This window comes from Arthrobacter antioxidans (assembly GCF_023100725.1).
Classification (GTDB): Bacteria; Actinomycetota; Actinomycetes; order Actinomycetales; family Micrococcaceae; genus Arthrobacter_D; species Arthrobacter_D antioxidans.
The window spans coordinates 298,218-317,405 of sequence record NZ_CP095501.1; the positions used below are offsets into that span (position 1 = coordinate 298,218).

Annotated in this window: 18 protein-coding genes; 13 read left to right on the top strand and 5 right to left on the bottom strand. The window is 70.8% G+C overall.

All coding sequences use genetic code 11. The features are described from left to right. Positions 1 to 70: 70 nt before the first annotated feature. Positions 71 to 280 carry a helix-turn-helix domain-containing protein gene (locus MWM45_RS01525; protein ID WP_418909715.1) on the top strand — a complete coding sequence of 70 codons (210 nt, stop codon included), beginning with the start codon at positions 71 to 73 and terminating at the stop codon, positions 278 to 280. 167 nt (positions 281 to 447) lie between these two features. After that, positions 448 to 1,317, top strand: coding sequence for an oxygenase MpaB family protein (locus MWM45_RS01530; protein ID WP_247827830.1), 870 nt, complete (start codon positions 448 to 450; stop codon positions 1,315 to 1,317). Positions 1,318 to 1,463: 146 nt separating this feature from the next. Here the strand turns inward: MWM45_RS01530 and MWM45_RS01535 are convergent, their stop codons facing one another. Beyond that, complete coding sequence (locus MWM45_RS01535; RefSeq protein WP_247827831.1) at positions 1,464 to 2,066, bottom strand: hypothetical protein; 603 nt, start codon at positions 2,064 to 2,066, stop codon at positions 1,464 to 1,466. A 241-nt stretch (positions 2,067 to 2,307) separates the two neighbouring features. Between MWM45_RS01535 and MWM45_RS01540 the strand changes: the two genes are divergently transcribed. Beyond that, positions 2,308 to 3,594, top strand: a complete 1,287-nt coding sequence (locus tag MWM45_RS01540) for an adenylosuccinate synthase (RefSeq protein ID WP_247827832.1) — start codon at positions 2,308 to 2,310, stop codon at positions 3,592 to 3,594. A gap of 73 nt (positions 3,595 to 3,667) precedes the next feature. On the opposite strand, the gene MWM45_RS01545 is transcribed toward MWM45_RS01540, so the two are convergent. Together MWM45_RS01545 and MWM45_RS01550 are read right to left on the bottom strand one after the other, a co-directional pair. Continuing rightward, a complete protein-coding gene (locus MWM45_RS01545; protein ID WP_247827833.1) occupies positions 3,668 to 4,441 on the bottom strand; it encodes a SurA N-terminal domain-containing protein in 774 nt (257 codons plus the stop codon). 103 nt (positions 4,442 to 4,544) lie between these two features. Then, positions 4,545 to 5,039, bottom strand: a complete 495-nt coding sequence (locus tag MWM45_RS01550; protein ID WP_247827834.1) for a DUF427 domain-containing protein — start codon at positions 5,037 to 5,039, stop codon at positions 4,545 to 4,547. Positions 5,040 to 5,130: 91 nt separating this feature from the next. On the opposite strand from MWM45_RS01550, the gene MWM45_RS01555 reads away from it, so the two are divergent. From MWM45_RS01555 to MWM45_RS01600, 10 genes are all read left to right on the top strand, one after another. Beyond that, positions 5,131 to 5,937 (top strand): carbon-nitrogen hydrolase family protein, encoded by an 807-nt coding sequence (locus MWM45_RS01555; protein ID WP_247827835.1) that lies wholly within the window; start codon positions 5,131 to 5,133, stop codon positions 5,935 to 5,937. Positions 5,938 to 6,013: 76 nt separating this feature from the next. Next, positions 6,014 to 7,018: a LacI family DNA-binding transcriptional regulator gene (locus tag MWM45_RS01560; protein WP_418909784.1), complete on the top strand. Its 1,005-nt coding sequence runs from the start codon at positions 6,014 to 6,016 to the stop codon at positions 7,016 to 7,018. 162 nt (positions 7,019 to 7,180) lie between these two features. Continuing rightward, complete coding sequence (gene araB, locus MWM45_RS01565; protein ID WP_247827837.1) at positions 7,181 to 8,902, top strand: ribulokinase; 1,722 nt, start codon at positions 7,181 to 7,183, stop codon at positions 8,900 to 8,902. Next, positions 8,899 to 9,612, top strand: a complete 714-nt coding sequence (locus MWM45_RS01570; protein WP_247827838.1) for an L-ribulose-5-phosphate 4-epimerase — start codon at positions 8,899 to 8,901, stop codon at positions 9,610 to 9,612. The genes araB and MWM45_RS01570 overlap by 4 nt, the downstream gene beginning before the upstream one ends. Continuing rightward, on the top strand, positions 9,609 to 11,123 hold the full coding sequence (gene araA, locus MWM45_RS01575) for an L-arabinose isomerase (protein ID WP_247827839.1): 1,515 nt from the start codon (positions 9,609 to 9,611) through the stop codon (positions 11,121 to 11,123). The genes MWM45_RS01570 and araA overlap by 4 nt, the downstream gene beginning before the upstream one ends. 58 nt (positions 11,124 to 11,181) lie before the next feature. Continuing rightward, a complete protein-coding gene (gene chvE, locus MWM45_RS01580) occupies positions 11,182 to 12,300 on the top strand; it encodes a multiple monosaccharide ABC transporter substrate-binding protein (RefSeq protein WP_247827840.1) in 1,119 nt (372 codons plus the stop codon). 111 nt (positions 12,301 to 12,411) lie between these two features. Beyond that, positions 12,412 to 13,941, top strand: coding sequence for a multiple monosaccharide ABC transporter ATP-binding protein (gene mmsA / locus MWM45_RS01585; protein WP_247827841.1), 1,530 nt, complete (start codon positions 12,412 to 12,414; stop codon positions 13,939 to 13,941). A 4-nt stretch (positions 13,942 to 13,945) separates the two neighbouring features. Then, positions 13,946 to 15,181: a multiple monosaccharide ABC transporter permease gene (gene mmsB / locus MWM45_RS01590; RefSeq protein WP_247827842.1), complete on the top strand. Its 1,236-nt coding sequence runs from the start codon at positions 13,946 to 13,948 to the stop codon at positions 15,179 to 15,181. Positions 15,182 to 15,394: 213 nt separating this feature from the next. Further along, positions 15,395 to 15,943: an RNA polymerase sigma factor gene (locus MWM45_RS01595; RefSeq protein ID WP_247827843.1), complete on the top strand. Its 549-nt coding sequence runs from the start codon at positions 15,395 to 15,397 to the stop codon at positions 15,941 to 15,943. Then, on the top strand, positions 15,940 to 17,241 hold the full coding sequence (locus MWM45_RS01600) for a hypothetical protein (RefSeq protein ID WP_247827844.1): 1,302 nt from the start codon (positions 15,940 to 15,942) through the stop codon (positions 17,239 to 17,241). The genes MWM45_RS01595 and MWM45_RS01600 overlap by 4 nt, the downstream gene beginning before the upstream one ends. Here MWM45_RS01600 and MWM45_RS01605 read toward each other — a convergent pair. Next, positions 17,238 to 17,750, bottom strand: coding sequence for a CoA-binding protein (locus MWM45_RS01605; RefSeq protein WP_247827845.1), 513 nt, complete (start codon positions 17,748 to 17,750; stop codon positions 17,238 to 17,240). The two genes, MWM45_RS01600 and MWM45_RS01605, sit on opposite strands and share 4 nt — an antisense overlap. Next, entirely contained in the window at positions 17,747 to 19,126 is a 1,380-nt protein-coding gene (locus MWM45_RS01610; protein WP_247827846.1) for an O-acetylhomoserine aminocarboxypropyltransferase/cysteine synthase family protein, read from the bottom strand. The genes MWM45_RS01605 and MWM45_RS01610 overlap by 4 nt, the downstream gene beginning before the upstream one ends. Between the last annotated feature and the right edge of the window lie 62 nt (positions 19,127 to 19,188).

The following is a 19,188-nucleotide window of genomic DNA, read 5'->3' on the forward strand; positions in this document are numbered from 1 at the left end:
TGTGCCGCTGTTGCCAACGCGACCACTGTTAAAAGCTCCACGCAACGTGGTGAGGCGGATGGGAGCAGTGGTGAGCATGGCTACGAACGTGAGTACCAGCGACCTGTACACGGTGGCGGAGGTCGCTGCCATGATGCGGGTATCGAAGATGACCGTCTACCGCCTGGTGCAGGCCGGGACGATCCACAGCATCCGGTTCGGGCGCTCCTACCGGGTGCCGCAGAGCGCGGTGCGCGAGTACATCGCCTCGACGAACTCGGGGTCCGACTACTCCATCTGATCCACCCGCGCCGCGCGGGTCCCGGCAGTGGTACGGTCCTCCGTGGAGGCCCGCACCAGGGCGCCCGATCGCCCACCCGGGACCTGCCGGACCGGGCGGACGCCGACAGCGACGAGAGCATCGGGGACGCCGGACAGGACGACGGCGCTCCGCGCGGACGGGACAGCATGAGGGGCCTTGCCCGGTTCTTCCCGCCCGCGCCCGCTCCCGGGGACGCCGGGGACGCCGGTCTCTTCGGACCGGGCTCGACGGCGTGGCGCATCGCACGTGAGCGCCTCGTCATGGCGGGCGGGCCGGCGGCGCTCCTGCTGCAGGTGGCGCACCCGCTCGTCGGCGAGGGCGTGCGTGCCCACAGTGACTTCACCACCGATCCCCTCCGGCGACTGCGGGGAACGCTCGACGCCGTCCTGACGGTGACGTTCGGGGACCGGGCGCAGGTACGCGCTGCCGCAGGACATGTGGCGCGGAAGCACCGCCCGGTCACGGGGACGCTGGTCCGTTCCAGCGCATCGGTGCCCGCCGGCACCCCGTACAGCGCCACCGATCCCGGGCTCGCGCTCTGGGTGTTCGCGACCCTCGTGTGGACGGCCCTCCAGGTGAGGGACCGCTTCCTGCGCCCCACGACGGCGGAGGAATGCGACGCCTACTACCGGGACATGACACAGCTGGCCCACCTCTTCGGCGTGACGGACGCCGTGCTGCCCGAGGACTACCGCGGCCTCGAACGCTACGTCGCCCGGCAGTTCCGGGAAACGCTCGACGCCGGTCCCGCGGCCCGCCTGATCGCCCGGCAGATCCTCGCACCGGAACCGCCGATCATCCCGGCGCCGCTCCGGCCGCTGCCCTCCATCCTGGCGGCGGGCCTCCTGCCCGCGCGGCTCCGGGAGGCGTACGGCCTCCCGTGGCGGCGTCGCGAGCGGGTGGTGTTCGCCGTCCTCCGCCGGACCACCCGGCTCGTGGTGCCCGTGCTCCCCGGGAACGTCCGCTACTGGCCGCACTACCGGGTGGCCCGGGACCGGGTGCAGACCGAACGCTGATGGTCGGCGTGTCGCCGTGCACGGCTTCGGACGGGACGGGCATCGGACCGCGGCGCGTCGCGCCCCGACACGCAGTCCGGCGGCTGGACCGCGTGCACGACGCCACACCCAGGGGTCGACCCGCGTGCACGACGCCGCGCGCCCGGTCACTCCCCGGGGCGGCGGATCGTCGTCGTCACCGTCACCAGCTGCGGGCGGGGCGGCGCCGAGCTGAAGCCGAACCGGACGGGCGGGCTCACGGGGGCCAGGGCGCCGAGGTCCGCATCGCGCCACGTCGCGGTCACGCCGCGGACGGCCCGGGCAGAGGTGACGCCGTAGTACTCGGTGCGGCCCTGCCCCGCGGAGCCGGCCGTCGCCACGCCCTTCACGAGCAGCGAGGCCACCGGGTTGATCAGCGCGAGCCACCGCGGGTGCGTGGCCAGGCGCCGCGGGACCAGGCCGAGGAGACGCCCGAGCAGCGTCACGCCGCCGAGCTCGGCGAGGACCTGCAGGTCCCCGGCGTCGACGACGAGCCGGCCGCCCGCGAGGGCCGAGGAGACGGGGGTGAGCAGCACGTCGTCGAACGCGTACGTGGCGCCGACGTAGTCCGCGATCCCGGCGCTGGGCGCGAGCAGCGTGCGCCGGCCCGCCGCGTCCTCCATCATGACGTCGGTGAAGGAGCCGAAGGGCGAGGTGTCCCACCGGCCGATCACCAGGCGGGTACCCGAGGCGGTGCCGATGCCGGCGATGTGTCCTTCGAAGCGGTCCATGCCCCCATTGTGCCCGCGGGCGTCCGGCGGCGTCCCGACGCCCGCGGGAGGGAGCAGTCGCAACGGAACCGCAACCGTCACGGTTGGAGCTTTTGCGGCACTCCCCGAGCCCCTCGGCTAAACTCGGACGGTAAGAGCCCCAGTGGCCGCACCCTGCGTGCGACCGGTTGGGGCGTTCTGATGCACGGCGTACTTTCCGCGGTAGCGCGGGAGGAACCCGTACCTGATGGGGGAGGATCCCATGCCAGCAATCGTCATTGTCGGAGCCCAATGGGGCGACGAGGGTAAGGGCAAGGCCACTGACCTGCTGGGCGGCCGGGTCGACTACGTCGTGAAGCCGAACGGCGGCAACAACGCCGGGCACACCGTGGTGGTCAACGGCGAGAAGTACGAGCTGAAGCTCCTTCCCGCCGGCATCCTCAGCCCGAACGCCGTGCCGATCATCGGCAACGGCTGCGTCATCAACCTCGAGGCGCTGTTCGAGGAGATCGACGGCCTCGAGGCCCGCGGCGCGGACACCTCGAAGCTGCGCGTCTCCGCCAACGCCCACCTCGTGGCGCCGTACCACCAGGTCCTCGACAAGGTCACCGAGCGTTTCCTCGGCAAGCGCGCGATCGGCACCACGGGCCGCGGCATCGGCCCGGCCTACATGGACAAGGTGGCCCGCCTGGGCCTCCGCGTCCAGGACGTCTTCGACGAGTCGATCCTCCGCCAGAAGGTCGAGGGTTCGCTCAAGCAGAAGAACGAACTGCTGGTCAAGGTCTACAACCGCCGCGACGTCGAGGTGGAGGAGGTCGTCTCCTACTTCCTCTCCTTCGCCGACCGCCTGCGCCCCCTCGTCATCGACTCCACGTTCGTGCTCAACGAGGCGCTCGACGCCGGCAAGGTGGTCCTCATGGAGGGCGGCCAGGCGACCTTCCTGGACGTCGACCACGGCACCTACCCGTTCGTGACGTCGTCGAACCCCACCGCCGGCGGCGCGTCCGTCGGCTCGGGCATCGGCCCCACGCGCATCTCCCGCTCGATCGGCATCATCAAGGCGTACACCACCCGCGTGGGTGCGGGGCCGTTCCCCACGGAGCTCTTCGACGAGATGGGCACGTACCTGCAGAAGACCGGCGGCGAGTTCGGCGTCAACACGGGCCGGCCCCGCCGGTGCGGCTGGTACGACGCCGTGCTGGCGCGCCACGCGTCGCGCGTCAACGGCTTCACGGACTACTTCGTGACGAAGCTCGACGTCCTCACGGGGATCGAGAGCATCCCGGTGTGCGTCGCGTACGACGTGGACGGCGTCCGGCACGACGAGATGCCCATGACGCAGACCGAGTTCCACCACGCCAAGCCGATCTTCGAGTACTTCGACGGCTGGACCGAGGACATCACGGGCGCCCGGGCCATCGAGGACCTGCCCGACAACGCGCAGACCTACGTGCGCGCCCTCGAGAAGCTGTCGGGGACCCGGTTCTCGGCCATCGGCGTCGGCCCGGACCGCGACCAGACCATCGTGGTCAACGACCTCATCAACTGACCGATCGACCACACGGCAGCGGCCCCCTTCGTCCTGCGAAGGGGGCCGCTGCCGTCCGGGGTGCCGGTCCGGGCTACAGGTTGACGGTGATGTCCGCGCCCTCACGCAGCTGCGCGATCAGGGCCTCGGCGGCCGCGGACGTCTTGCCGCCCTTGAGCTGCTCCTCGATCTCGTCGCGCACCTCGTCGAGCGGGGGCAGCGGCGACGCGGTGGCCCCACCGGCCTCCTGCTGGGCCGTCGCGGCGTCGTAGGCCTCCTGGATCTCCTCGTCGGTGGGTGTCGTGTCGCCGGCCTCCTCCTCGAGGAGCGCGTCGAGTTTCACCTGGTCGGAGAGCTGGGAGTCGAACTCGGCGTCGTCGAGCCCCTGCTCGGCGAAGGCGGCGCGCAACTCCTCCTCGGAACCCAGCTGGCTGGTCTCCAGCAGGTTCTCGATCGCCGCGGCCCGGGCTTCGGGCGTGGCCTCGATGCCGCGCTCGTCCGCCTCCTGCCGCAGCAGTTCGGTGCTCACGAGGTTGTCCGCGACGGTCGTCTTCAGGAGGTCCTGGTCCACCTCCTGGCCGCCGGCCTGCGCCTGGGCGGCCGCCTGCGGGAACTGGCCCTCGTAGGCCGTGGTGAACTCGTCCTTCTTGATCTCGGTGCCGTTGACGACGGCGACGACGTCGGGGAGGCCCTCGAGGTCCGGCTCCGGCTGGGCGGCGGCCGACTCGTCCGGTGCGGGCGCCGAGCTCGATGCGGCCGCGCCCTCCGGCTCGTCGCCCGCGGCACCACACCCGCCGAGGACCGCGATGGAGCCGACGAACGCGGCTGCGATGAGGCGCCGGCCCAGGATTGTTCCCTTGATGGTCATGCTGAGCCTGTCCTTGCGTTGCGTGCGATGGTCAGCCTGCGACGATAGCGGTGCCACCTGAACGTCCGCTGGACGCGCCCTCCGGACGGCGGTGCCCCCAGCGCTACCAGCCCCAGGTCCCCGCGCCGCCCTTGAACGGGCCGACGATCGCCGCGGTGATCCACCCGCCGTAGAAATCGCCCTCCTGGGACTGCACCCGCTCGCCGTCCACGGTGCATTCGTCCATCCGCGAGGGGTAGAGCGCCGCGCGCGTAACCAGGTCCTCGTACCCGCGCACCGGGGTGGGATAGGTCCAGGCGCCGCGCGGGCTGCGGGCGGTCCCGGCGACGACGTCGAAATAGCTCGCGGCACCCTTGAACTCGCACTGCGTGGTGCCGTCGACGGGCACCAGGACCCCGGGTGCGAACGCGTCGATCGGCAGGTAGTAGACCGGCGGGTGGCTCGTCTCCAGGACCCGGACGGCGTCGTCCGTGCCGATGATCAGCTTTCCGCCGAACCGCACCTCGATCCTCGCCGTCGTCCGCTCCACCCGCGGCGGCCTCGGGTAGTCCCACACGGACTCCTGGCCGGGGCCGGGCTGCACGCGCTGTCTCTTCACCGGGTTCCTCATGGGACGAAGGCTACTCCGGCGTGCTGGACGGGGTCTGTACGCTGGAGATCAGGTGTCATCCACACGTGAGGGCGGGAACATGTTGGTCAGTGTCGGTCAGTTCAGGCCCGGCGGGGACGCCGCGGCGAACCTCGCCGTGATGCGGGACCTCGCGGCGGAGGCCGCCGCCGGGGGCTCGGAACTCATCGTCTTCCCCGAGGAGTCGATGTTCACGGTCGGCCGGGTGGAGGGCTCCCTCCAGCAGGCCGTGGAGGCCACCTGGACCTCCTTCGTCCAGCAGCTGTCCTTCATCGCCGCCGAGCACTCCATCGCCGTCGTCGCCGGGGGCTATGAGCCCAGCGGCGAGGGGCGGCCCTTCAACACACTCGTCCTCGTGGACGGGACCGGCCGGATCGTGGACACGTACCGGAAGCTGCACCTGTACGACGCCTTCAGCTACCAGGAGTCCACGCGCATCAAGCCGGGCGACGGCGGCATCACGGTGGCCCGGATCGGCGGCCTCGGGGTGGGGCTCATGACCTGCTACGACCTCCGGTTCCCCGAGCAGGCCCGGGCGCTCGCCGACGCGGGGGCAGACCTCATCTGCGTGCCGGCCGCCTGGTTCAAGGGTGAGCACAAGATCGAGCACTGGGAGACGCTGCTCAAGGCGCGGGCCATCGAGAACACCGTCTGGGTGGCGGCCGCCGGGACCTCCAGCGGCCATACGATCGGCCACTCCGCCGTCATCGACCCCATGGGGGTCCCGCAGGCACACCTCGAGGACGAGGAGCGCGGCGTCGTCACTGTCGAGGTGACACGGCGCAGGGTCGACGACGTCCGCGAGTTCCTGCCCGTCCTGCGGAACAGGCGCTTCGCGCGGAACGAGACCATTGTCGACGCCCACTGACGCCGAGGCCTCCCGCCCCGCCGAGCCGTCCCGCCCTGCGGAGGGGGCCCGGCCCCCGGAGGTACGTGCCGCCAACATCCGGGACGTGGCACGGCGGGCCGGGGTCTCGCACCAGACCGTCTCCCGGGTGATCAACGGCCACCCGAGCCTCCGCCCCGAGACGCGTGACCGCGTCCTGGCCGCCATGGACGAGCTCAGCTTCCGCCCCAACCGTGCGGCCCGCGCGCTCGTGACCAGCCGTTCCACCACCATCGGCGTGCTCGTCGGCAAGGGCTTCGAGTACGGGCCCGCGGCGAGCCTGCAGGCCATCGACAGCGCAGCGCGCCAGGCGGGGTACGCCGTGGATGTGGCGCACCTCGACGAGGTCGACGGCGGGTCGATCCGGGCGGCCCTGGACCGGTTGCTGGCCCACGGCGTGGACGGCTTCATCATCCTGGCGCCGCAGGCGCTGACGGTCGAGGAGATCGAGCGGCTGTCCATCACGCTGCCCTTCGTGACGGTGCACTCCGCGCGGGCCCCTGACGACCACCGGCTGTCCGTGGACCAGTCCGGCGGGGCCGTCCTCGCCACCCGCCACCTGCTCGAGCTGGGCCACCGGCGCATCGCGCACGTGGCGGGGCCGGACGGCTGGTTCGAGACGGACGCCCGCATCCGCGGGTACCGTACCGAGATGGAGGCGTGGGGGCTGGTGCCGGAGCCCCTCCTCTCCGGCACCTGGACGGCGGAATCCGGCTACCGGGCCGGGCTCGCGCTGGTCCGGGACCCCGGGATCACCGCCGTCTTCTCCTCGAACGACCAGATGGCGCTCGGGCTGATGCACGCCTTCCGCGAGCACGGACTGCGGGTGCCCGAGGACATCAGCGTGGTGGGCTTCGACGATGTCCCCGAGGCCGCCCACTACTGGCCTCCGCTCACTACGGTGCGGCAGGACTTCCCCGAACTCGGCCGACGCTGCGTCGCGCGGCTGCTCGGGCTGATCGGCGCGCCGGGCTCGGCCGCAGCCCCCGGGCCGGTCGGGGCGGCCGCCGACGTGCGGCCCGAGTTCGTGCTCCGCTCCTCCACGGCCCGCCTCCAGGGCTGACGCCCTCGCACCCGACACCTCCTCCACGCACGTTGACACATCCGGCGGGCAGGGCACACACTGGTGACCGCAGATGTGAACGGTCACATTAACCGGTTGCACCGCACCACGATCCATCAGGGCACTGCCTGCAGTCCCGAGAAGAACAAAGAGGTCCTTCCCTTGAGTGACTCCACCCTGGGCGCATCCGCGCCGACCGAGGGCGCCGGCAGGCCCACCTACGTCATCGGCGTCGACTACGGCACCCTGTCCGGGCGCGCCGTCGTCGTCCGTGTCTCCGACGGCGCCGAGCTCGGCGCCTCGACGCTCGAGTACCCGCACGCCGTGATGGACTCGACGCTCGCCGCGACGGGGGAGCAGCTCCCGCCCGAGTGGGCCCTGCAGGTGCCCTCCGACTACGTGGACGTCCTCCGCGCGGCCGTCCCCGACGCCGTGCGGCAGGCGGGCATCGACCCGCAGGACGTCATCGGGATCGCCACGGACTTCACGGCCTGCACCATGGTGCCCACGCTCGCCGACGGCACACCCCTCAACGAGGTGCACGGCTACGAGGGCCGCCCCCATGCCTACGTGAAGCTGTGGAAGCACCACGCCGCCCAGGGCCAGGCCAACCGGATCAACGAGCTCGCAGCCCGACGCGGCGAGGCCTGGTTGCCGCGCTACGGCGGACTGATCTCGAGCGAATGGGAGTTCGCGAAGGGCCTGCAGCTGCTCGAGGAGGACCCCGAGCTGTACGAGCGCATGGACCACTGGGTGGAGGCCGCCGACTGGATCGTCTGGCAGCTCACCGGCCGGTACGTGCGCAACGCCTGCACCGCCGGGTACAAGGGCATCTACCAGGACGGCGCCTACCCCTCCGAGGAGTTCCTCGCGGCGCTCAACCCGGAGTTCGCCGGATTCGCCCGCGACAAGGTGGAGCACACCATCGGGGCCCTCGCCTCGAAGGCAGGGACGCTGTCCGAGGAGGCCGCGGGCTGGACCGGACTGCCGGCGGGCATCGCCGTCGCCGTCGGGAACGTCGACGCCCACGTCACCGCCCCCGCCGCCCAGGCCACGGACCCGGGCCAGATGGTGGCCATCATGGGCACCTCGACGTGCCACGTCATGAACTCGGACCGGCTCGCCGAGGTGCCCGGCATGTGCGGTGTCGTGGACGGCGGGATCGTCGAGGGCTCCTACGGCTACGAGGCCGGCCAGTCCGGCGTCGGCGACATCTTCGCCTGGTTCGTCGCGCACCAGGTCCCGGGGGAGGTCCGGGACGACGCCGAGGCGCAGGGACTCAGCGTCCACGAGTACCTGACCGCGCAGGCGCAGGCGGAGCCCGTCGGGGCGCACGGCCTCGTCGCGCTCGACTGGCACTCCGGCAACCGCTCCGTGCTCGTGGACCACGAACTGTCCGGGACCATCGTGGGCCTGACGCTCGCCACCCGGCCGCACGAGATCTACCGCGCACTCCTGGAATCGACGGCCTTCGGCACCCGGACGATCGTCGAGACGTTCAACGCCTCCGGCGTGCCCGTCACCGAGTTCGTGGCCGCCGGGGGCCTCATCCGCAACCCGTTCCTCATGCAGGTCTACGCCGACGTGCTCAACATGCCCATCTCGGTCATCGGCAGCGCCCAGGGCCCGGCCCTCGGGTCGGCGATCCACGCCGCCGTCGCCGCCGGTGCCTACGAGGACATCCACGCGGCCGCCGCCGCGATGGGCCGCCTGGACCGTGCCGCGTACACGCCCGACGCCGGGCGCGCCGCCGCGTACGACGCCCTGTACCGCGAGTACACCGCCCTCCACGACTACTTCGGGCGCGGCGCCAACGACGTCATGCACCGGCTCAAGGCCCTGCGCCGGTCCGCCCTCACCCGGCAGGAGGCGATCGCCGTATGAGCACCTTCAGCCCGGCCGTCGAAGCGGCCATCACCGCGGTCCGGAAGGACGTCGCCGGCCTGCACGCCGAGCTCGTGCGCTACGGACTCGTCGTCTGGACCGGCGGCAACGTCTCGGGCCGCGTGCCCGGAGCGGACCTCTTCGTCATCAAGCCCTCCGGCGTCGGCTACGACGAGCTGACGCCGGAGAACCAGATCCTCTGCGACCTCGACGGCACCGTCGTCCCGGGAAGTGCGGGCTCGGAGCGCGCCCCGTCGAGCGACACCGCGGCGCACGCCTACGTCTACCGGAACATGCCCGACGTCGGCGGCGTGGTGCACACGCACTCCACCTACGCCGTCGCCTGGGCTGCGCGCGGCGAGCCGATCCCCTGCGTCATCACGGCCATGGCGGACGAGTTCGGCGGGGAGATCCCCGTGGGCCCGTTCGCGGTCATCGGGGACGACTCCATCGGGCGCGGCATCGTCGAGACGCTCACCGATCACCGCTCCCGCGGCGTGCTGATGAAGAACCACGGCCCGTTCACCATCGGCCGGGACGCGAAGGACGCCGTCAAGGCCGCCGTGATGCTCGAGGACGCCGCCCGGACCGTCCACATCTCCCGCCAGCTCGGCACGCCGACCGGCATCCAGCCCGAGCACATCGACTCACTCTTCGACCGCTACCAGAACGTGTACGGCCAGCCCGCCATCCCAGGAGCCCCCGCATGAGCCCCCTCAGCACCACCCTCGACGCCTACGAAGTCTGGTTCCTCACGGGCAGCCAGGAGCTCTACGGCGAGGAGACACTGCAGCAGGTCGCCGAGCAGTCACAGGAGATCGTCCGCCTGCTCGGGGAGTCCGGCCTGCCCGTGAAGGTGGTCTGGAAGCCCACCCTGAAGGATTCCGCCTCGATCCGGCGCATGGCGCTGGAGGCCAACGCCGCGGACCACGCGATCGGGGTGATCGCCTGGATGCACACCTTCAGTCCCGCGAAGATGTGGATCGCGGGGCTCGACGCCCTCCGCAAGCCCCTGCTGCACCTGCATACGCAGATCAACGTGGCGCTGCCGTGGGGCGAGATCGACTTCGACTTCATGAACCTCAACCAGGCCGCCCACGGGGACCGCGAGTTCGGCTACATCCAGTCGCGCCTCGGGGTGCCGCGGAAGACCGTCGTGGGGCACGTGTCCAGTCCCGACGTCTGCGCGAGGATCGCGTCCTGGCAGCGGGCCGCCGCCGGCTGGGCCGCCGTCCACGACCTCAGGGTGGCCCGCTTCGGCGACAACATGCGCAACGTCGCCGTCACCGAGGGGGACAAGACCGAGGCCGAGCTGCGCTTCGGCGTCTCGATCAACACGTGGGGCGTCAACGACCTCGTCGCCGCCGTCGAGGCCCAGTCGGAGGCCGACGTCGATGCCCTCGTCGCCGAGTACGAGGAGACGTACGACGTGGTCCCGGAGCTCCGCCGCGGCGGGGACCGGCACGAGTCGCTGCGCTACGGCGCCCGGCAGGAACTCGGCCTGCTCTCCTTCCTCGAGGAGGGCGGCTTCGGGGCCTTCACGACCAGCTTCGAGGATCTCGGCGCGCTCCGGCAGCTGCCCGGCCTCGCCGTCCAGCGCCTCATGGCGCGCGGCTACGGCTTCGGTGCCGAGGGCGACTGGAAGACCGCCGTCCTCGTCCGGGCCGCGAAGGTCATGGGCGCCGGACTCCCGGGCGGCGCCTCCCTCATGGAGGACTACACGTACCACCTGGTGCCGGGGGAGGAGAAGATCCTCGGTGCGCACATGCTCGAGATCTGCCCCACCCTGACCACCGCGAAGCCTTCCCTCGAGGTGCACCCGCTGGGGATCGGCGGCAAGGAGGACCCCGTGCGCCTCGTGTTCGACACGGATGCCGGCGCGGGCGTCGTCGTCGCGATGTCGGACCTGCGCGACCGCTTCCGCCTCACCGCGAACGCCGTCGAGGTGGTGCCGCCCGACGCGCCGCTCCCCAACCTGCCGGTGGCCCGCGCGGTGTGGAAGCCGGAGCCGAGCCTGGAGACCTCCGCGGCCGCGTGGCTCAGCGCCGGGGCCGCGCACCACACCGTCCTCACCACCGCGGTGGGCCTCGAGGTCTTCGAGGACTTCGCGGACATCGCCGAGGTGGAACTGCTGCGGATCGACGCTGACACGACGCTGCGGGACTTCCAGCGTGAACTGCGCTGGAACGCCGCCTACTACCGGCTGGCCCAGAAACTGTAGGACCCTCTCCCTGAAAGCCGGCAATGCTGCCGGAAACCACTCACAAGAAAGATCCACCATGAATCGGAAATACCTGGCCGGCATCGCGGCCGCCAGCATCCTGACGCTCAGCCTGACCGCGTGCGGTGGAAGCCGTGGCGGCGGCGACGACGCCGCCGCAGGGGACGGATCCAACGAGGGCGCGAAGATCGGCGTCGCCATGCCCACGCAGCAGTCCGAGCGCTGGATCGCCGACGGCGAGAACGTCAAGAGCCAGCTCGAGGACCTCGGCTACGAGGTGGACCTGCAGTTCGCCAACGACGACATCCCCACGCAGGTCTCGCAGATCGAGAACATGATCAACGGCGGCGTGAAGGCCCTCGTCATCGCCTCGATCGACGGCACCACCCTCACGAGCGTCCTCGACCAGGCCGAGTCCCAGGACATCCCGGTCATCGCCTACGACCGTCTCATCAACGAATCCGAAACCGTGGACTATTACACGACCTTCGACAACGAGGAGGTCGGCGTCCAGCAGGCCACGTCACTGCTCACCGGCCTCGGCATCCTCGACGCCGAGGGCAACGAGACGGGCGAGGAGGGCCCCTTCGACGTCGAGCTCTTCGCCGGCAGCCCGGACGACAACAACGCCACGTTCTTCTGGGACGGCGCCATGAAGACCCTCCAGCCCTACCTGGACAGCGGTGTGCTGCGTGTGCCCAGCGGTCAGACCGACTTCGAGCAGGCAGCGATCCTCCGCTGGCTCCCCGACACCGCGCAGGACCGCATGGAGGACCTCCTCACGGTCGGCGGCGGCGAGCGCCTCGAGGGCGTCCTCTCGCCCTACGACGGCCTGTCGATCGGCATCATCTCGGCCCTGACCTCCGGCGGTTACTCCGCGGACGAGCTGCCCGTCGTCACCGGCCAGGACGCCGAGGTCGGCTCGATGAAGTCCATCATCGCCGGCGAGCAGTACTCGACGATCTTCAAGGACGTGCGCGAGCTCGGCAAGCAGGCCGTGACCATGGTGGACGCCCTCATGAAGGGCGAGGAGCCCGAGGTGAACGACACCGAGACGTACGACAACGGGGTCAAGGTAGTCCCCTCCTACCTGCTCGAGTCCGAGATCGTCACGGTGGACAACTACGAGGCCGCCCTCGTGGAGACCGGCTACTACACCGAGGACGAGCTCAAGTAGGCGTCCGGCAGCATTCCTGACCCCGTGGCTCCGGACCGTCCTGGTCCGGAGCCACGGGTCCCCTCGCCCGGCCGTAGCCGGGACTTCCACACGAGTAAGCGAGGCCTGACCATGGTGGAGAACATCCTCAGGATGCACCGCATCACCAAGACCTTCCCGGGCGTGAAGGCACTGCAGGACGTCGACCTGGACGTCGCGCGCGGAGAAGTCCACGCGATCTGCGGGGAGAACGGGGCCGGGAAATCGACCCTCATGAAAGTACTGTCCGGGGTCTACCCGCACGGCACGTACGAGGGTGACATCGAGTTCGAGGACGCCGTCGTGGAGTTCAGGGACATCCGCGACAGCGAACGCGCCGGCGTCGTCATCATCCACCAGGAACTCGCCCTCTCCCCCTTCCTGTCCGTCGCCGAGAACATCTTCCTCGGCAACGAACGCGAGAAGCGCGGCTTCATCGACTGGAACGAGACCAACGTGGAGGCGGGAAAGCTCCTGCGCCGTGTGGGCCTCGACCTGAACCCCGTGGTCAGGGCCGGCGACATCGGTGTGGGCAAGCAGCAGCTCGTCGAGATCGCCAAGGCGCTGTCGAAGAACGTCAAGCTGCTCATCCTCGACGAACCCACGGCGGCGCTCAACGACGAGGACTCCCGGCACCTCCTCGGGCTCGTCAAGGGGCTCCGGGCCGAGGGCATCACCTGCATCATCATCAGTCACAAGCTCAACGAGATCCGCGAGATCGCCGACTCCGTGACCATCCTCCGCGACGGGCGCACCATCGAGACGCTCAGCCTGCATGACGGCTCCGTTTCCGAGGAGCGGATCATCCGGGGCATGGTCGGGCGTGACATGGAGAGCCGCTACCCGGACCGCATGCCGGTCATCGGCGAGGAGGTCCTCCGCGTCGAGGACTGGACGGTGCGCCACCCCCAGGAGAGCAGCCGGGTGATCGTCGACGCAGCGAACCTCTCCGTCCGTGCCGGCGAGGTGGTCGGCATCGCGGGCCTCATGGGCGCGGGGCGCACAGAGCTGGCCATGAGCATCTTCGGCAGGAGCTACGGCTCCCACATCACGGGCACGCTCTACAAGAACGGTTCGCCGATCACCGCGCGCACGGTCGGGGAGGCGATCCGGCACGGCATCGCGTATGCAACGGAGGACCGGAAACGGTACGGCCTGAACCTGATCGACGACATCAAGCGCAACATCTCCGGCGCCGCCCTGGGAAAGCTCGCGAAGCGCGGCTGGGTGGACAGCGGCAGGGAGGCCGTCGTCGCCGGCGACTACCGGCGGTCCATGAACATCAAGGCGCCGTCCGTCACCTCCATCACCGGCAAGCTTTCCGGTGGCAACCAGCAGAAGGTGGTGCTCTCCAAGTGGATGTTCTCGGACCCCGACGTCCTCATCCTCGACGAGCCCACCCGCGGGATCGACGTCGGCGCGAAGTACGAGATCTACACGATCATCAACCGCCTGGCCGCCGAGGGGAAGGCGATCATCGTCATCTCCTCCGAACTCCCCGAGCTCCTCGGCATCTGCGACCGCATCTACACCCTCGCGGAGGGGCGCATCACCGCCGAGGTGCCCATCGACCAGGCGACACCGGAACTCCTCATGCAACACATGACCAAGGAAAAGGACTGACTCCATGGCTACCACCGTCAAGGACGCCGCCGTCGCGACGCCGCCGCCTCCCGTCAAGCACGGGATCTCCTTCCTGACGAGCAGGCTGCGGCAGATCGGCATCTTCGTCGCCCTGCTCGTGATCGTGACCCTCTTCCAGGTGCTGACCGGCGGCGCCCTCCTGCAGCCGGACAACGTCTCGAACATCATCGTGCAGAACAGCTACATCCTCCTGCTGGCCATCGGTATGGTCATGATCATCGTTGCCGGGCACATCGACCTGTCCGTCGGCTCCGTGGCGGCCTTCGTCGGCGCGATGTCCGGCATCATGGTGCAGGACTGGAGCTTCCCCTGGTGGGCCGCCTTCCTCGCATCGCTGGTCATCGGCGGTCTCGTGGGCGCCTGGCAGGGCTTCTGGGTGGCCTACGTCGGGATCCCGGCGTTCATCGTCACCCTCGCCGGCATGCTCATGTTCCGCGGGCTCACGCAGATCGTCCTCGGGAACCAGCGCATCACCGGCTTCCCCGAGGAGTACCGCCAGCTCGGCGGCGGCTTCCTGTTCCCGGGACTGTTCCCGCCGGAGACCAACCTCCTGGACTGGACGACCGTCGGCCTCGGCGTCATCGCCGTGATGCTCCTGGTCGTCACGCAGCTGCGCGGCCGGGCCACCCGCGCCCGGCTCGAGCTCGAGGACGAGCCGGCGGCGTGGTTCTTCACCAAGCTCGCGTTCATCGCGCTCATGATCCTCGGACTGACCTACCTGCTGGCCGGTTCGCGCAGCGGGACGCCGATCGTCCTCGTGGTGCTCGGCGTGCTGATCGTCGCGTACAGCGCCGTGATGAACAACAGTGTCTTCGGCCGCCACATCTATGCCCGGGGTGGCAACCTCCAGGCCGCGCAGCTGTCCGGTGTCAACACCAAGCGGATCGACTTCCTGCTCTTCGTCAATATGGGTGTCCTCGCGGCGCTGGCGGGCCTCATCTTCACGGGCCGCCTCAACTCGGCGGGTCCGGGTGCGGGCAACCTGTTCGAGCTCGACGCCATCGCGGCGGCGTTCATCGGCGGCGCGGCGGTGACCGGCGGCGTGGGAACAGTGATCGGGGCCATCACCGGCGGCCTGATCATGGGCGTGCTCAACAACGGAATGTCCCTGCTCGGGGTGGGGATCGACGTCCAGCAGTTCATCAAGGGCATGGTGCTCCTGCTCGCCGTCGGGTTCGACGTGTTCAACAAGCGGCGCGCCTCGAACGCGCTGAAGTAGGGCTCCGCAGAAGAAATCCTGGAAAAGACGGCCCGGGCGTAACTTTCCCCGCCTCCCGGTCGATTACCCCAGTGAAAGCGCCGCACCGAGGCCTATCCCCCAACGGGCCTCGGTGCGGCCTTTTTTGCACCCGCAGGAAGGGCTCTCCGCCCGGTCGGGAGGCCACGGCTACGATGGTCACGCCGTGCCGCTCGAACAAGGAACAGATGGAACGTGGTCTCAACGCTGCCTGCTGATGCGCTCGTCCGCGCGCAGACAGGCGAGCCGGCGGCCCTGTCCCTGATCTATCGGTCGCTGAGCCCGGCCGTGCTGGGATACTTCGCGGGGCGCGGGTCCGAGGACCCGGAGGCCCTCACCCAGGAAGTCTTCCTCGCGGTCTTCTCCAGGCTCGAGTCGGTGACCGGAGGGCTTCCCGGGCTGCGCACGTTCACCTTCTCGGTCGCGCACGCGCGCTACGTGGACGAGGTGCGCAGGAGGACGCGGGCGCCCGTGCTGGTGGGCTACGAGGTCGACGGCGATACCCGGACCACGGACTCCGCGGAGGCGGTGGCGCTCGGCAACCTCGACGTGGCAGGGGGGTTGCTCGAGCAGCTCAGCACCGAGCAGCGCGAGGTCATCCTCCTGCGCATCGTGGCGGAGCTGCCGATCGACCAGGTCGCCGAGATCCTCGGGAAGTCCGCAGGATCGGTGAAGCAGCTGCAGCGGCGGGGACTGCTCAGGCTGAAGGACCTCGTTCAACCCAATGAATCGGAAGCGCTATGACTGGACGTGAGACGCCGGACGCCGTACGGCTCCTCCTCGACGAGGCCGGCGTTGCCGACGACCCCGCCCTCGTGCGCGCCGTGGAGACCATCCGCACCCTCGGGGCGGGACCCGCGCCCGAGGTGACCGCCGAACTCGCCCAGCTGATGGCCGACGGCGGCAGGGCGCCGTCGGGCCGCCGCAACAAGCGGCGTATCACCTTCATCGGTGGAGCGCTGGCCGTGTCCATGGGCGTCGGGATGTCCGGCGTCGCGGCCGGCACCGCTCTCACCGACGGCCTCGCCGAGGCCGTCGAGTCGATGGCACGCTTCAGCATCCGGGACAGCGCCGACCGGGCGCACCCGCTTCCCGGCGCACCGGCGGGGCCCGACGACGGCGGAGGGCCCGTCGTCGCCCCGTCCGCGGAGGCCCCGGCCCGGTCGCTCGCGGAGCCGGTTCCGGCGCCGTCGGCCGCGGCGGAGGTGGGCCGCTCGGCCGATGCCGGTCCCTCCGTGGCGGACGCCGGTCCGTCCGCGGACCATGCGGTGCCGCGTGGTCCGGCAGGCCCCGGTCCGTCCGGTCCGGAGCACACCCCTCCGGGTGCCGCCCCGGATGCGCCGGCCGCTGCGGGTCCACCCGCTGCAGTCCCTCCCGCGCGCCAGGCGCCCCCCGCCGGGACTCCTGCTGCGGAGGCGCCCCCGGCCGCGGTCCCCCCGGCCGCGGCGTCGCCCGTGGGGCCGGCGGGATCCGCGCCGGCGCCCGGACGCGAGCGTCGCTCCCAGACTGCGCCGGGAAGCCCGGCGCCCGGGAGCACTGTGCCGGGAGGCCGGGCTCCGGGGACTGCGGTCCCCGGGAACGGACAGGCAGGCGGTCCGGCCGCAGGGAACGGAAAGCCGGTCGACCCGGCCACAGGCGAGGGGAAGGGGATCGGTCCGGCCCCCGGGCAGGGGAAGGCGGACGGCTCCGTCCCCGGCACGGGCACGGCAGGCGGTCCGGTGCCCGGGAACGGGACCGCGAAGGCGGGCGGCCGGGGTCCCGAGGTCCGGCAGCTGAAGCAGGCCGCGCCGGGGGCTCCGGCCGGTCCTGCTGCCGCCCCGCGGGGGAGCGGCCCGTCCGCTGACGGGCGGGCTGTTCCCGCGCCGCAGGGCTGGGCGTGGCTCCTCGCGCCCGCGGCCGGTCCCGGGCAGGTCCCGTCCGCGCCCGTCACCGGGGACCCCGACCGGCTGTACCCCTGGGAGCCCGGCGCGGAGGAGGCGACGTTCGTGCCCGGCCCCGTCCCGGCGTCGGATGATCCCGCCGGGCTGCCGGGCCTCCGCTAGGAGGTGAGCTGCCGCTTGGAGGAGATGACGCCGGTGTTGAACCCGGCGAGGTTGAGCCCGCCGTGGAAGCGTGCGTGCTCGATCTTGATGCAGCGGTCCATCACCACGTCCAGGCCTGCGGCTTCGGCGTCGCGCGCCACGTCCTCGTGCCAGGACCCCAGCTGCAGCCAGAGCGTTCTCGCGCCGACGTCGAGCGCGTCCTGCAGCACCGAGGGCAGGTCGTCGTGCTTGCGGAACACGTCGACGACGTCGGGCACCTCGGGCAGGTCCTTCAGCGACGCGTAGGCCGGCTGGCCGAGGATCTCCTTCGCCACCGGGTTCACGAAGTACAGGCGGTAGGGGGAGGAGGACTGCAGGTAGGTCGCGACGAAGTAGGACGCGCGCGAGGGCTTGTCCGACGCGCCGACGATCGCCACCGACCGCGCGCTCCTCAGTAGGTTCAGCCGTGCGGGCGCCGACGGCCCCTCCCAGGTCCGTTCGGGTGTCGTGTTGCCGGTGCTGCCGCTCATGCTCCCACTCCCACTGCCCGTGTCGCCGACGCGTCGTCGTCGTTCTCCCCGGCCGCTTCCTGCGGCAGGTCCTCGAACCCGGCGTCGGAGGCGTTCACCGCGATGTCCAGGGCCTGGTCCAGGTCCCAGAGGATGTCCTCGAGGTCCTCCAGCCCCACGGAGATGCGCACGAGGTCCTCGGGGACGCCCGCCGCGGCGAGCTGCTCGGCCGAGAGCTGCTGGTGCGTCGTCGAGCCCGGATGGATCACGAGGGTGCGGGAGTCGCCCACGTTCGCGAGGTGCGAGGCGAGCTGCAGCGACTCGATGAACTTCTGGCCCGCCCTGCGGCCGCCCCTGATGCCGAAGCTGAACACGGAGCCGGGGCCCTGCGGCAGGTAGGTCTTCGCCCGCTCATGATGCGCATGGGTGGGGAGCCCGGCGTAGTTGACGTATTCCACCCGCGGATCTGCCTGCAGCCACTCGGCGACGGCCAGGGCGTTCTCGAGGTGTTCGTCCAGGCGCTGCGCGAGGGTCTCGACCCCCTGCAGGAGCTGGAAGGCGGACATCGGCGAGAGGGAGGGCCCGATGTCGCGGAGCTGCTCGGTGCGCAGCTTGGTCAGGAACCCGTACTCCCCGAAGTTCGCCCACCACTGGATGTTGCCGTAGGACGGCACGGGTTCGGTCATCATGGGGAACTTGCCGTTGCCCCAGTCGAACCGGCCGCTCTCCACGATCACGCCACCGAGCGTGGTGCCGTGCCCGCCGATGAACTTGGTGGCCGAGTGGATGACGATGTCCGCGCCGTGCTCGATGGGGCGCACCAGGTAGGGCGTGCTCAGCGTGGAGTCGACGATGAACGGGACGCCGGCGTCGTGGGCGACCTTCGCAAGGCCCGCGAGGTCGGCGATCTCGCCGGAAGGGTTCGCGATCACCTCGGCGTAGACCGCCTTGGTGTTGTCCCGGATGGCGGCCGCGTAGTCCGCGGGGTCCGTCCCGGGGACGAAGGTGGTCTCGATCCCGAACCGGCGCAGCGTGACGTCGAGCTGGGTGACGGTGCCGCCGTACAGCTGGGAGGCCGCGACGATGTGGTCCCCGGCCTGGCAGAGCGCCGCGAAGGTGATGAACTCCGCGCTCATGCCCGACGCCGTCGCCACCGCCCCGATCCCGCCCTCGAGGGAGGCGATGCGCTCCTCGAACGCGGCGACCGTGGGGTTGCCGATCCGCGAGTAGATGTTGCCGTACTTCTGCAGCGCGAAGAGGTTGGCGGCGTCGTTGGTGTCCTTGAACACGAAGGACGTCGTCTGGTAGATCGGGACCGCCCGGGCCCCGTGGGTGGCGTCGGGCGTGCCGCCCGCGTGCAGTGCGCGCGTGCGGAAACCGAAGGAACGTTCTGCCATCAGGCACCTGCCTTGCTGGATTCGGACACTGCGACGGTGGGTCGGAGGTCGGGGTGGGTGCC